Origin of the sequence: Cognatundibacterium squillarum (assembly GCF_014652435.1) — a bacterium.
GTDB classification, from domain to species: domain Bacteria; phylum Pseudomonadota; class Gammaproteobacteria; order Burkholderiales; family Burkholderiaceae_D; genus Undibacterium; species Undibacterium squillarum.
In genome coordinates this window covers 142,317-156,138 of record NZ_BMYU01000009.1, presented here as the reverse complement: position 1 = coordinate 156,138, position 13,822 = coordinate 142,317, and the positions used below count along the sequence as shown (strand labels likewise).

General features: G+C 53.5%; 8 protein-coding genes, 1 pseudogene and 2 riboswitches. Of the genes and pseudogenes, 7 read left to right on the top strand and 2 right to left on the bottom strand.

Translation table 11 applies throughout. From position 1 onward, the window contains the following. Both IE092_RS18895 and IE092_RS16285 read left to right on the top strand, forming a co-directional pair. A pseudogene (locus IE092_RS18895) lies at nucleotides 1–105 on the top strand (biopolymer transporter ExbD); the annotation flags it as partial. A gap of 153 nt (nucleotides 106–258) precedes the next feature. After that, nucleotides 259–1,506: a hypothetical protein gene (locus tag IE092_RS16285; protein WP_189358317.1), complete on the top strand. Its 1,248-nt coding sequence runs from the start codon at nucleotides 259–261 to the stop codon at nucleotides 1,504–1,506. A 218-nt stretch (nucleotides 1,507–1,724) separates the two neighbouring features. On the opposite strand, the gene IE092_RS16280 is transcribed toward IE092_RS16285, so the two are convergent. Then, entirely contained in the window at nucleotides 1,725–3,185 is a 1,461-nt protein-coding gene (locus IE092_RS16280) for a transglycosylase SLT domain-containing protein (RefSeq protein ID WP_189358315.1), read from the bottom strand. Between the two features lie 328 nt (nucleotides 3,186–3,513). Here IE092_RS16280 and IE092_RS16275 point away from each other — a divergent pair, with 328 nt between their 5' ends. Next, nucleotides 3,514–5,166, top strand: a complete 1,653-nt coding sequence (locus IE092_RS16275; RefSeq protein ID WP_189358313.1) for an amidohydrolase — start codon at nucleotides 3,514–3,516, stop codon at nucleotides 5,164–5,166. 202 nt (nucleotides 5,167–5,368) lie between these two features. On the opposite strand, the gene IE092_RS16270 is transcribed toward IE092_RS16275, so the two are convergent. Further along, nucleotides 5,369–7,210, bottom strand: coding sequence for an ABC transporter transmembrane domain-containing protein (locus IE092_RS16270; RefSeq protein ID WP_189358310.1), 1,842 nt, complete (start codon nucleotides 7,208–7,210; stop codon nucleotides 5,369–5,371). Between the two features lie 168 nt (nucleotides 7,211–7,378). Here IE092_RS16270 and IE092_RS16265 point away from each other — a divergent pair, with 168 nt between their 5' ends. The 4 genes from IE092_RS16265 to gcvP all read left to right on the top strand — a co-directional run bounded on the left by IE092_RS16265 (nucleotide 7,379) and on the right by gcvP (nucleotide 13,785). Further along, complete coding sequence (locus tag IE092_RS16265) at nucleotides 7,379–8,794, top strand: DUF2799 domain-containing protein (protein ID WP_189358308.1); 1,416 nt, start codon at nucleotides 7,379–7,381, stop codon at nucleotides 8,792–8,794. A 125-nt stretch (nucleotides 8,795–8,919) separates the two neighbouring features. After that, nucleotides 8,920–9,007, top strand: a riboswitch (glycine riboswitch). Nucleotides 9,008–9,019: 12 nt separating this feature from the next. Continuing rightward, a riboswitch (glycine riboswitch) is annotated at nucleotides 9,020–9,131 on the top strand. A 59-nt stretch (nucleotides 9,132–9,190) separates the two neighbouring features. Further along, nucleotides 9,191–10,321 (top strand): glycine cleavage system aminomethyltransferase GcvT, encoded by a 1,131-nt coding sequence (gene gcvT / locus IE092_RS16260; protein WP_189358306.1) that lies wholly within the window; start codon nucleotides 9,191–9,193, stop codon nucleotides 10,319–10,321. A gap of 73 nt (nucleotides 10,322–10,394) precedes the next feature. Then, a complete protein-coding gene (gene gcvH, locus IE092_RS16255) occupies nucleotides 10,395–10,772 on the top strand; it encodes a glycine cleavage system protein GcvH (protein ID WP_189358304.1) in 378 nt (125 codons plus the stop codon). Nucleotides 10,773–10,905: 133 nt separating this feature from the next. Next, the gene (gene gcvP, locus IE092_RS16250) at nucleotides 10,906–13,785 is read left to right on the top strand and encodes an aminomethyl-transferring glycine dehydrogenase (protein WP_189358302.1); all 2,880 of its coding nucleotides are present in this window, start codon (nucleotides 10,906–10,908) and stop codon (nucleotides 13,783–13,785) included. Nucleotides 13,786–13,822 lie beyond the last annotated feature (37 nt).

The following is a 13,822-nucleotide window of genomic DNA, read 5'->3' as shown; positions in this document are numbered from 1 at the left end:
AATGCGGTCGTGGAGTACAAATCGGTGGCGGCGGTGATGGCCTCGGCACAGCGTCTGGGTGTAACCAAGATCGGTATGGTGGGGAACGAGCAGTTCCTGAAATAAGATTCAGAGAAACTGTGAATTTACTGCAAGCTCAGAACAGACTTGTTGTATGATTAGGAAGTGGCAGGTATCTACCTGCCATTTTCATATTGAAGGGCAGGTAAATTGCGATCTGCCCGGCGTTTATTCAATTCATTGATGGTGAGATAACTTATGATGCAATTTCGCTTTTCTCGTATTGCTGTGCTGGTAGCAGCTATCGGCTTTGCCGCCGCGCCTGAACTGACAAATATTGCCGCAAATACTGCATTTGCTCAGGAAGCGATGCGCCCTGAAGTCGGCCGTATTGTGCAGGCTGCCGGTGATCTTTACAAAGCGAAAAAATATAAAGAAGCACTGGCGAAAATCCACGAAGCTGATGGCATCAGCGGTAAATCCGTCAACGAAAGTTTCACTATTGAGCGTATGCGTTTGTCGATTGCATCTGCTGCAGGTGATAACGACGCAACGATCCGTGCTGCTGAAGCAATCATTGCTGCAAACAAGCTGCCTTCTAAAGATCAGCTGCAAATGATTCAGGTGCTGGCAAATGCCTACTACAAAGCCGGTAATTATTCCAAGGCCGTAACCTGGTACAACCGTTACTACTCTGACGGTGGTACAGATCAGTCTATGCGTCCTTACCTGATTCAGGCAATGAATCAGAGTGGCGACAGCTCCAAAGCAGCAAAAGCAGTGGAAGCTGAAATTGCAGCGGACGAGAAAGCCGGTCGTACACCAAGCTTGTCGAATCTGGAATTCTATGCGAACGCTTTATCTAAACAAAAAGATACGACTGCATACGCTGGCGCGCTGGAAAAACTGGTGATGTACCACGGCAAAAAAGAATACTGGGTGAATCTGCTGAATATTCTGGAACGTAAGCCTGGTTATTCTGAACGCCTGAAACTGGACCTGCTGCGTTTGAAACTGGCGCTGGGTCAGGTAACAAAAGGCAACGACTACATGGAAGCTTCCCTGATGTCGATTAAAGCCGGTTATCCTGCAGAAGCCAGCAAAATTATTGATGCAGGCTACAAAGCAGGTGCACTGGGCACTGGTAATGATGTTGACCGTCACAAGCGTTTGCGCGATATGGCAACCAAAGCCAATGATGAAGCGAATGCAGGTTTTGCAGCTGCTGAAGCGAATGCGAAAGCAGCAAAAGACGGCAATGGTCTGGTGACACTGGGCTTTGCACTGGCTGCTGCAGGTAAAGCAGATCAGGGTATTGCGCTGATGGAGGAGGGCATCAAAAAAGGTGGCCTGACACAAGCAGAAGATGCCAAACTGCATCTGGGTATTGCACAGCTGCAAAGCGGTAAAAAGCCAGCTGCGATCAAAACACTGAAATCTGTTGGTGGTAAAGACGGTACAGCAGAACTGGCTCGTTACTGGGTGATTTTCGCAAATCAGAAGTAATCAGTCGTTCAGATTCTGATGTGAAAAAGCGCTGCAATTGCAGCGCTTTTTTTATTCCGAACCGGATTCAAAATAGTTTGTGAATTGATTGCTTCATGAATTTCCCGGTGATGAATTGACTTATTTTGCCAAATGAGCGTCGCATAAAAAGAAAAGCCGCTGCGTTGATGGCAGCGGCTTTTCTATTTTAAAGGAATCTATCTCAGCACGCGCATTGCTTAACTGCGACGGTGACCGTGATGGCTGGCCAGTTTTTGTTTGCCGTTATCTCGACTGCGCGCTGTCACAGGAACTTCCAGTTTCAGAGTCTGGCCGTAACTGATTTGTTCTGTCTTCAGTTTATTCCAGGATTTGATGTCGGCTACGCTGACATGGTAACGGTTAGCGATCGCATTTAAATTATCGCGCTTGCCGACTTTTAAACTGATCTGGCGTGTGGCAATGGCTTTTTCGACGATCAGCTTTGCGTTAGCGGCGATTTCAGGTGCGATATCCTGGTCCGCATGTTTTTCTGATTTTGGTACCAGCAGTGTGGAGCCTGCTTTGACCAGCATCTTGGCCGGAATCAGATTGACGTTTCTTAAGAAATCCGCGCTGTGCCCGAGTTTTGCAGCCAGTGCTTCGATTTTTTCTGTTTTCTGAACAATATAAGTTGCCCAGGTGGACAGCGGACCTTGCCACTTTGTCAGATTCTCTTTGAATTTTTCTGCGTTTTCTGTCGGCAACAGAATTTTAGTGGTTGTGCCTGTGATGACAGGTTTATTGAATTGCGGATTCAGTGCGGTAAATTCGGTCAGTGGTAATTCCGCCAGTTCTGCCGCCAGTTTGACGTCCATGTCGCGGGTTTTGGCAACCGGCACGAAGTAGGGCTGATTTTCCAGTGCAGGCAGGCTGATGTTGAATTGTTCCGGATGGGCAATGATATTTTTAACTGCCTGCAGTTTCGGCACATAGTTGCGTGTCTCTGCCGGCATGTGGACAGACAGGCTGTCAAAGTCGATTGGTAAGCCTGCAGCCTGCTGTTTTTTGATCGCGCGCTGTACGGAGCCTTCGCCCCAGTTATAAGCCGCCAGTGCTAACTGCCAGTCGCCGAACATGCCGTACAGACGTTCCAGATAATTCAGCGCAGCTTCGGTTGAATCCAGTACACCGCGACGCTCGTCGGTGAACATATTTTGCTTCAGGTTGTAATCTTTGCCGGTAGCTGCCATGAACTGCCACATGCCGCTGGCTTTGGCGCTGGAAATGGCTTGCGGGTTAAATGCCGACTCAATGAACGGCAGTAAGGCCAGCTCGGTTGGCATACCGCGTTTTTCCAGTTGCTCGACCACGTGATACAGGTAGCGGGAGCCGCGTTGCAGGGTTTTCAGAAAGGCGTCTGAACGGCTTGCATACCACGTCGTCTGGCCTGCGGCAGTTTTGTTTTCCAGATCAGGAATAGCGAAGCCGCCGCGTATGCGTTCCCACAGGTCGATTTCACGGGTTTCGGACAGATTCAGCGAACCCGGTGTGCCGGACAGTGAGGTATCGAGACTGAGTGTATTGATGACGGGAGAATTTTCTGCCGGAGCGGGTGCGTCAGCGGGGACGCTGCCTTCTGCCAGACTGATCAGTGGCAGTGCGATCAGTGCCAGGGTGGCGGCAATCCGTGGAGTGAGTGCGGGTCGTAATCTTTTCATAGGCAAGATCGGAATATCGACCAGAGTCGACTGTGTCTTCAGGATCCGAAGAGTGTACGGAAAATCGTAGCTCGCCGTCAAGAAAAATGTCAGCCTGATGACAGACGGTGTAAACGAAGAAATGAAATAGCCAGAAATTGGGCGATGTTGAATGAAATTGCTGCAAAAAACGATTTTGAAAGAAATAGTCTGAGCAACATGCGTTGCGCATTTTCTGACCGTATTTTTGTGGGCCGGAACTGACAAAGACATCCCGTTGTGCGCCGTTTTCTTGTCGGATTGCACTTTTCTGCCTAAGCTGCGCGGATTACAAAAATACGGAGGCAAGATGCATTGCAAATGGTGGCTGGGAGCAGCCTTACTGAGTCTGATGCCGTTGGCGAGTGCCGAAACTTTACTGGTCAAAGCCAATGGTTACAGCTGGGAACGTGAAAATCTGCGCCGTTTCGACGCGATGCTGATCAGTGATCAGGGGAAAGTGCTGGCGCTTGGTGCGCAGTCAGAGCTTGCGCCACGCTGGCCCGCTGCCAGAGTGATTGATCTTGGCGGGAAAACGGTATTGCCGGGATTGACGGACGCGCACGGGCATTTGCTCAGCCTTGGATACAGCATGATGAGCCTGAATCTGCGTGACACCCGCAATCTGCAGGAAGCACGCGATGCGATCCGCGCCTATGTTCAGCAATATCCGGGTAATAGCTGGGTGCTGGGCGGTGGCTGGAATCAGGTGGTGTGGCAACTCGGGCGTTTTCCGGAGGCGGCAGATATCGACGATATAGCGCAACAGCGTCCGGTCTGGCTGGACCGTGTGGATGGCCACGCTGGCTGGGCGAATCAGGCTGCGTTACGCATTGCCGGTATCGATAAAAACACGCCGGACCCTGCCGGTGGCCGGATTGAGCGTGATGCGGCCGGCAATCCGACCGGTGTGCTGATCGACAGTGCGATGAAGCTCGTCAGCCGTCATATTCCTGCTGCCGATGCGACACAGAATAAGGAAGCGCTGAAACTGGCACTGAACACGCTGGTCGCCAACGGAATCACCAGTGTGCATGATGCCGGGATCAATGTGGCCGCAGATCAGGCCATCCGCAGCCTGCAGGCAGAACAAGGTTTGCCGTTGCGGGTGTACGGCATGATACGCGGCACCGGGGAGGATTTTGCCCAATTGTCGAAAGACGGCCCGCGCTATGATACGGCGCAGGATCGTTATGTCTTGCGCGCAGTCAAGCTGTTTTCCGACGGTGCACTCGGTTCACGCGGTGCCGCTTTGCTGGCACCGTACAGCGATGCGCCGCATACTAAAGGTTTGCTGTTTCATACACCGGCAGAACTGCAAGGCATGATACGCACCGCTGCTTCGCGCGGTTATCAGGTGAATGTGCATGCGATCGGCGATGCAGCCAATCGTGAAGTGCTGGATGCATTTGCCGCCTTGCCGCCGCAATGGCGCGCCGCCCGCCGTCACCGTATCGAACATGCGCAAGTCGTGGCGCTGGAAGATATGCCGCGTTTTGTAAAGCTGGGCCTGATTCCGTCGATGCAGCCGGTGCATGCAACTTCGGATATGAATATGGCGGAACACCGGGTTGGCCCGCAACGGATACGTGGTGCTTATGCGTGGCAGCGTTTTACTAAACTTGGTGCACGGATTGCCTGCGGATCAGATTTTCCGATTGAATCGCCGAATCCGTTTGAAGGCATGCTGGCGGCAGTCAGTCGTACTGATTTACAGGGCCAACCGCAGGGTGGCTGGTATCCGGATCAGGTGATGAGCCGCGAACAGGCGCTGCGCTGCTTCACGCTGGATGCCGCATTTGCGGCGTTTCAGGAAACCCGTTTGGGCAGTCTGGAAAAAGGGAAGTGGGCGGACTTTGTGGTGATTGACCGTGACATTCTGAAAGTGCCGGTCAGTGAGATCGCCGCAACGCAGGTGTTATCGACCTGGGTGGCTGGCAAGCAAGTCTACAGTCGTCCGTAAGTTGCGTGCGCTACGGGTGTTTCGGGCGCTGATTCTGAGCAGGCTAAGCAAGCCTCAGAGCGTCTGAAACTGCCCGAAAACACCTGAAAATGGCCAAAATGCGGAGTTCTGCATACTGATCCGGCGGTCGTCGGCAGAAAGTCCGGCTCTCCGAAAATCGCAGATGCGGACTTCTGCACAATGTCAGCTCACCGGAGCCGGATTACAACGGGCTGACAGCTTCCTCAGCAAGTGTTTCAGGGCCGCTGTTCAGCCCGAATTGCAGGCTGGCCAGCCTTGCGTAAATCCCTTGCTGCTGCAGCAAATCCTGATGCGTACCGGTTTCGACGATTCTGCCCTGATCCATGACGATAATGCGGTCAGCTTTTTGTATCGTTGCCAGCCGGTGCGCAATGATCAGTGTGGTGCGTCCGGTCATTGCGCGTTCCAGTGCGGCCTGTACCCGCTGCTCGGATTCCGCATCCAGCGCGCTGGTGGCTTCATCCAGTAACAGCAGCGGCGGATTTTTCAGCAGTACGCGGGCAATCGCAATGCGCTGACGCTGACCGCCAGACAAGCGCACACCGCGTTCGCCGAGGAAAGTGTGGTAACCCTCGGGCAGGGCACTCAGGAAATCATGCGCTGCAGCCTGTTTCGCCGCTTCCATCACTTCGGCGTCGCTGGCTTCCGGTCTGGCGATGCGGATGTTTTCCAATGCATTGTCGGAGAAAATCACGGTGTCCTGCGGCACGATGCCGATACGCTGACGCAAATCCTGCAGGCGGTAATCGCGGATATCCTGCCCGTTCAGCGCAATTTCGCCATGCTGACTTTCATAAAAGCGCAGTATCAGTTGAAACAGCGTGGATTTTCCGGCGCCGGAGCTGCCAACCAGTGCGACGGTTTCTCCGGCAGCGATCTGCAACCGGATGTTGTCCAGCGCCAGTTGTTGCGGACGGGAAGGGTAGGAAAAGCGCAGTGCTGACAGAGACAGCGTCGCTCCCTGCGTATTGCCGGTTTCCGGCGGCAGCTTTGGATGCGGCGGGTCCTGAATGTCAGGCGGGTAAGCCATCAGCGCCAGTAAGCGTTCGGTTGCGCCGGCAGCGCGCTGTGCATCGCCAAGCACTTCCGATAAGGCACCGAATGCACCGGCCACAATCGATGCATACAGAATAAACTGCGCCAGTTGTCCGCTGCTCATTTCACCGGCGGCAACGCGCTGTGCCCCCAGCCACAACACCAGAATAATTGCGCCAAACACCAGCGTAATCGCAATCATGGTCAGCAGGGCGCGGGCGCGGATGCGACGGATGCCGCTGTCAAAGGCTTTTTCTGCCTGCATGCCGAAGCGTTCGCGCTCGGCAGATTCACGGGTGAAAGCCTGTATCGTCGGCATCGCATTCAGGATTTCACCGGCCAGTGCAGAAAAATCGGCGATGCTGTCCTGACTCTGGCGCGACAAACTGCGTACCCGTTTGCCGAAATGCAGGATCGGTAAAATCACTGCCAGCAGTAGCACCAGAATCATCAGTGTCAGTGACGTACTGGTGATCAGCATCATCAGCAAGCCGCCCGCCAGTAACAGACAGTTGCGCAGTGCCATCGAAATACTGGTGCCGACCACGGTTTGTATCAGCGACGTATCGGTGGTTAAACGCGATAATACTTCGCCGGTGCGTGTGGTTTCAAAAAACAGCGGGCTTTGCCGCAGAATGTGTGAGTACACTTGTTTGCGTAAATCCGCGGTCACGCGCTCGCCAAGCCACGACACCATGTAAAAACGCGCAGCGGTTGCTATCGCCAGTAAAATTGCCAGCCCGAACAACAGTAAGAATGCATTTGGCAAGGCACTGGAGGCCCCTTGCCAGCCGCCGTCTATCATGCCGCGAAATGCCATCGGCACCGATAAGGTCGCAGCGGCGGCGGCCAGTAAGGCCAGTCCGGCCAGTGCAAACTGTTTTCGGTACGGAAGTAAAAAAGGCAGCAGCTGACGCAGCGGCCCCAGTTTGCGGGCAGGTGTTGCCGCGAGATCTGCCGGCATGGCGGCAGCAGTAGGTTCAGACATAGGTATGCAGGGGGAAAGTGGATCGTGGCAGGCCGTCAGGTATCGTCAGCCGCTGCAGCGCTAACTGTAGCCGTTTTCTGTGATTTCAATGCTTAAAAATGCTGCCTCACGGTCAACTGTAACAAACTGTCACACGTTCTTGCATCAACTCATCTCAGAAAGTTTTTTATGAAATCCCGACTGACATCCCAAAACCTGCGCATGCTGGGTCTGATTGCCGGTGTCGCTATGCTCAGCGCCTGCCAGAGCACGATTACCCGCATGAATGATTGCAAATCCGGCGACTGGCAAATGATAGGCCGCAAAGATGGCGAAGCCGGACTGACTGCTCAGTTTGATGACAGACGCGATTTCTGTGCGAAAGTCGACAACAGTAAAGTGACAGCGGAATCGGGCACTTTGTATCTGGGTGGCTGGACCAGCGGTAATCAGCAATTCTGGTACCGCCTCGGACGGGACGACGGTAACCGTGCGCTGCCGGTGTCACAGTTTGCGCAGCAACTGAAATCAGAAAAAGTCGTCGAGAATAAAACGCCACCGCAGGAACGCTTCTACGTGGATGGCTGGACGCTGGGTAACGGCGAGTACTGGTTCCGTACCGGCGATGCAGACGGTCGCGCCGGATCGCCGGTGAAGCTGGAGCAGCAGCGTCAGCAGGAAGGTGCTGCGATCGGTTTCCGCAGTGATCAGTATCGCAGTGGCTGGTCGCAGGGTAATCAGGGTTACTGGTTCCAGCTGGGCGTGGCGGACGCGCATGACGGCATTCCGGACAGTCGTTTTAAAGAGCATGAACAAAATGCAAAACAGCGTGAAGTATTTGTGCGTGCCGACGCGTATCAGCAAGGCTGGGATAAGGAAATCATCGAATACTGGCGTCGTCTCGCATGGGAAGATGCAGTGAACGGGCGTGACGCGAACAACCGTCGCGTCGATGCACAGGCGCGCGGACTGAAATTCTCTGAGTCGCAATATCAGGACAGCTGGCAGGCACGTCTGGTGCAGTACTGGCAGGATGCCGGTGCGCAGGATGGCTGGGGTCGTCCGTATATGCTAGAGCAGCGCATGGCGAATGCACAGCGCGACCGCGTATTCGTAATTGCGCAGACCCGCGACGTGTATACGGCTGCTTGGAATCGTAAAAATGATGAATACTGCACGCCGGCGAATGCATTTGACTGGGCACGCCGCGGCAACTGGATGGCGGTCAATGTTTGTCGCCCTGAGCTGCAATGGCGCTTAGACCGTGCGGTCAGAAACGGACGTGAATTTGAACATCTTGAGGATCGTATCCGGCGCGCACAAAGTGATGCACGGGAATTTGCGAAGCGTGTCAGTGATGTTGAAAACCGGATTCGCCAGCTGGAGCGTGATGCAGGCCGTCTGGCGGAAGTGAAGGACATTAAAGACAATAAGGATAGTAAACCATCGCCGAATAATGCGGATGAATTGCGTCGCAACGAGCGTGAACGCGCCGAACTGCGTGGTCAGATTGACGGTCTGCGCCGTCAGCAGCGTGAGGCAGAAGAAAAAGCGGCGCGCTTGCGCCGTGAGCAGGATCAGCTGCGCTTTGAAGCCTTGCATTAATGGAATTGTGCAGATTTTATTCACCGGAATCGCGGTTCCGGTGAACTTCTGCCAGTCTGATGTTCATCCGTATGAAATATTTGGAATCTGATATATCCAACCTCACATAAGCCTTATATAATCCTCGGAATTGATCGGGAGAGAGCAGCGCAGAGCTGCCGCCGAAGGTGCGAACACCCAAAAACTCTCAGGCAAAAGGACCGATCGACGGAAAACCGGCTGGTTTTCTCAGACTCTGGAGAGCGGTAGCGGCAAATTCACCGGCTACCCACCGAAGGTGCGCACGGATCTGCATGCAGAACCGTAATCTCTCAGGTACCAGGACAGAGGGGTTATTGTGAAGCCGTGCAGCGCTGACTGTTACGGCTATGACCTTCTAACTGGTATGAGGCTTTCATGACGCAAGCAGCGACATCTCTCAAAGTAACTCCACTCAACGCAACGCATCGTGCTTCCGGCGCCAAAATGGTCGATTTCGGCGGCTGGGATATGCCTGTCAACTACGGTTCCCAAATCGAAGAACATCATGCCGTGCGCCGTGACGCCGGTATGTTTGACGTTTCCCATATGTGCGTTGTTGACCTGAAAGGTGACAACGTCCGTGCATTCCTGCGTGGTCTGGTCGCAAACAATGTCGATAAACTGCAAGTGCCGGGTAAAGCCCTGTATTCCTGCATGCTGAAGCCGGAAGGCACAGTCATCGACGATCTGATTATTTATTTCTTCAGCGAAAACTGGTTCCGTCTGGTGGTGAATGCCGGTACAGCGGAAAAAGACATCGCCTGGATGCAAAAGCGCAATGAAGAAACCGGCGCAGGCCTGACTATCACCCAGCGTCGTTCCGGCGAAGGCGCTTATGCGCTGATCGCTGTACAAGGCCCGAACGCCCGTGCGAAAGCATGGGAAGTACTGCCGGAAACAAAAGAAGCCAGCGCTGAAATGAAACCATTCAACGTGGTCATCGTTCCGGGCACTGCATTCGGTGAAGTGATGGTTGCCCGTACCGGTTACACCGGTGAAGACGGCTTCGAAATCGGCGTTGCTGCAGAACGTGCTGCTGATCTGTGGAATGCACTGGCCGCGGCCGGTGTTAAACCGGCTGGTCTGGGTGCGCGTGACACACTGCGTCTGGAAGCAGGTATGAACCTGTACGGTCAGGACATGGATGAAACCGTCAATCCGCTGGATGCAGGTCTGGCATGGACCATCGATCTGGTCAGCGAACGTGATTTCGTGGGTAAGCAAGCATTGCTGGAACAAGGTCAGAAAGCCCAGTTCCTCGGTTTGATTTTGCGTGAAAAAGGTGGCATTCTGCGTGCGCATCAGAAAGTGATCTGCGCACAAGGGGAAGGCGAAATCACCAGTGGTACTTTCAGTCCGTCTATGCAGGAAGCGATTGCGCTGGCACGTTTGCCAATGGGTGTTGCGATTGGTGACACAGTCCACGTTGTTATTCGTGACAAACAACTGGCGGCAACGGTTGTGAAGCTGCCATTCGTTCGTAACGGCAAAGTACTCGCTGCCTGAATTTCTGAACGGGGTGCCTGATGCGCACCCCGTATTTATTTCCGTTTTATTTTAAAAATCTTTGGAGTCAAACATGAGTGTTCCAGCAGAACTGAAATACACCCAGTCTCATGAATGGGTACGCGTAGAAGCCGACGGCACTGTTGCTGTAGGTATTACAGCCTACGCGCAAGACGCACTGGGCGATATCGTTTTCGTTGATCTGCCAGCCGTTGGTACCGAACTGAGTGCAGGCAAAGACTGTGCAGTAGTGGAATCTGTTAAAGCAGCAGGCGACATCTACGCACCGGTTTCCGGCGAAGTAGTTGCGATCAATGACGAAGTCAAAGATGCACCGGAATCGATCAACTCCGACGCATTCTCTGCATGGCTGTTCAAACTGAAACCAGCCAACATGGCTGACGTTGATGCACTGATGAGCGCAGACGACTACGCTAAAAACATCGGCTAATCACTGATCACAGGCTGATTCCTGATATCAGCCTTTCTCCGTTGCCGGGTGCCAGGATGTGCGCGGAAGCAGTTTCTGAGCACAGAAGCCTTCCGGCAGCGGTTCAAGACTTCCCCTTGTATCGCATATCATCATGACCCGAATTTCTCTCTCTGAACTGGAAGCACGCGACGCATTTATCGCTCGCCACATTGGTCCTTCCGCAGCAGAACAGGCAAAAATGCTGGAAACCGTAGGTTACGCCAGCCGTGAAGCACTGATTGATGCCGTCGTTCCTGCCAATATCCGCCGTAAAGAAGTCCTGCCACTGGGCATGTTCACAGAAGCAAAATCCGAACAGGCTGCGCTGTCGCAACTGAAGGCAATTGCTTCAAAAAATAAAGTTCTGAAATCGCTGATCGGTCAGGGTTATTACAACTCCCATACACCGGGCGTTATTCTGCGTAATATTTTCGAAAACCCGGCCTGGTACACCGCGTACACACCATACCAGCCTGAGATTTCTCAGGGTCGTCTGGAAGCGATTCTGAATTTCCAGACCATGCTGACAGACCTGACAGGCATGGACATCGCAAATGCATCCATGCTGGACGAAGGTACAGCTGCTGCTGAAGCGATGACGCTGATCCAGCGCGTTGGCAAATCCAAATCCAATGTGTTTTACGTTGCAGAAGACGTACTGCCGCAAACACTGGAAGTTCTGCGCACCCGTGCAGAGCCGCTGGGCGTGGAAATCCGTGTCAGCAAAGGTACTGAAGCACTGGAAAATGATTGCTTCGGCGTATTGCTGCAATTCCCGGGCGCAAACGGCGACATCCGTGACTACAAAGAATTCGCAGATGCAATCCATGCAAAAGGCGCGATGGTCATTGTTGCAGCAGACTTGCTGGCACTGACACTGATCACGCCGCCGGGTGAATGGGGTGCGGACGTTGTGGTTGGTAACAGCCAGCGTTTTGGCGTACCACTGGGCTTTGGTGGCCCGCACGCCGGTTACATGGCAACCCGTGATGCATTCAAACGCAGCATGCCTGGCCGTCTGGTCGGCGTCAGTGTTGATGCACAAGGTAAACCTGCTTACCGTCTGGCGCTGCAAACACGCGAACAGCATATCCGCCGCGAAAAAGCGACCTCCAACATTTGTACCGCACAGGTACTGCTGGCAGTGATCGCGTCGATGTACGCTGTGTATCACGGTCCGCAAGGTCTGCGTCGTATCGCGCAACGTGTACACCGTTACACCAGCACACTGGCTGCCGGTGTGAAAACCATCGGTTTGTCGTTGGCAAACACAACGTTCTTCGACACCGTTACAGTCAACGTGGCTGACGCAGCTGTAGTGCACGCAGCTGCGCAGGCAAAAGGCTATAACCTGCGTCAGATCTCTGCGACACAGGTTGGTGTTTCTTTCGACGAAACCGTTACCCGTGAAGACGTCATTGCTGTCTGGGAAATTCTGGCGCAAGGCAAACAGGTACCTGACTTTGATCAGACTGAAGCCGCAGCAGCGGATGCGTTCCCGGCAAAACTGGCACGTACCAGCGCTTACCTGACACACCCGACATTCAACCGCTATCACGCAGAACACGAAATGCTGCGTTACCTGCGTAGTCTGGCTGATAAAGATCTGGCACTGGACCGCAGTATGATCCCGCTGGGTTCCTGCACCATGAAACTGAATGCGACCAGCGAAATGATTCCTGTGACCTGGCCGGAATTCTCGAATATCCATCCGTTTGTTCCGGAAGATCAGACCGTTGGTTATCGTGAAATGATCGATCAGCTGGAAGCGATGCTGTGTGCAGCAACCGGTTACGATGCAGTTTCCCTGCAGCCGAATGCCGGTTCACAAGGTGAATACGCCGGTTTGCTGGTTATTAAGAAATACCACGAATCCCGTGGCGAAGGTCACCGCAACATCTGTCTGATTCCTTCCTCTGCCCACGGTACTAATCCTGCGTCCGCAGCAATGGTCGGTATGGAAGTTGTGGTAGTTGCTTGTGATGAGCGTGGTAACGTGGATCTGGACGATCTGCGTGCGAAAGCGGAAAAACACAGCGCTAATCTGGCAGCAATCATGGTGACTTATCCTTCCACACACGGTGTGTTCGAAGAAGGTATCCAGCAATTGTGCGAAATCGTTCACAGCCACGGTGGTCAGGTATACGTTGACGGCGCGAACATGAATGCGCTGGTTGGTGTTGCTGCACCGGGCAAATTCGGTGGCGACGTCAGCCATCTGAATCTGCATAAAACCTTCTGTATCCCACACGGTGGCGGCGGACCAGGCGTAGGCCCGGTTGCAGTCGGTGCGCATCTGGCAAAATTCCTGCCGAATCAGCGTTCCACAGGTTATGTTCGCAGCGAAGACGGTATCAGCGCAGTCAGTGCAGCGCCTTACGGCTCTGCATCGATTCTGCCGATTTCCTGGATGTATATCGCGATGATGGGTGCGGGTGGTCTGCGTGAAGCAACAGAAACAGCGATTCTGGCAGCTAACTATATTGCACGTCGTCTGGCGCCACACTATCCGGTTCTGTACACAGGCCACGACGGTCTGGTTGCGCATGAATGCATTATCGATCTGCGTCCATTGACAGATGCAACCGGTATTTCCAATGAAGACGTGGCAAAACGCCTCATCGACTTTGGCTTCCATGCGCCAACTATGAGCTTCCCGGTTCCGGGCACACTGATGATTGAGCCAACCGAAAGTGAATCTCTGGTTGAACTGGATCGCTTTGTCGATGCGATGATTGCTATCCGTGAAGAAATCGCGAAAGTGGCCAGTGGTGAATTTGATGCGAAAAACAATCCGCTGAAAAATGCACCGCACACCATCGAAACCCTGGTGTCTGAATCCTGGGATCGTCCGTACAGCCGTGAAACCGGCGCGTATCCGGTCGCATCTCTGCGTAAGCAGAAATACTGGGCACCGGTTGGTCGTGCAGACAATGTTTACGGTGACCGTAATCTTTTCTGCTCTTGCGTACCGCTGAGCGAATACCAGTAATACCGGTTTCTTATCTGACCTGATCTTTCCGGTCAGA

Bases quoted from the DNA above. Each gene is read 5' to 3' on its own strand.
- IE092_RS16285 (WP_189358317.1), top strand. From the start codon at position 259: ATGATGCAATTTCGCTTTTCTCGTATTGCTGTGCTGGTAGCAGCTATC.
- IE092_RS16280 (WP_189358315.1), bottom strand. From the start codon at position 3,185: ATGAAAAGATTACGACCCGCACTCACTCCACGGATTGCCGCCACCCTG.
- IE092_RS16275 (WP_189358313.1), top strand. From the start codon at position 3,514: ATGCATTGCAAATGGTGGCTGGGAGCAGCCTTACTGAGTCTGATGCCG.
- IE092_RS16270 (WP_189358310.1), bottom strand. From the start codon at position 7,210: ATGTCTGAACCTACTGCTGCCGCCATGCCGGCAGATCTCGCGGCAACA.
- IE092_RS16265 (WP_189358308.1), top strand. From the start codon at position 7,379: ATGAAATCCCGACTGACATCCCAAAACCTGCGCATGCTGGGTCTGATT.
- gcvT (WP_189358306.1), top strand. From the start codon at position 9,191: ATGACGCAAGCAGCGACATCTCTCAAAGTAACTCCACTCAACGCAACG.
- gcvH (WP_189358304.1), top strand. From the start codon at position 10,395: ATGAGTGTTCCAGCAGAACTGAAATACACCCAGTCTCATGAATGGGTA.
- gcvP (WP_189358302.1), top strand. From the start codon at position 10,906: ATGACCCGAATTTCTCTCTCTGAACTGGAAGCACGCGACGCATTTATC.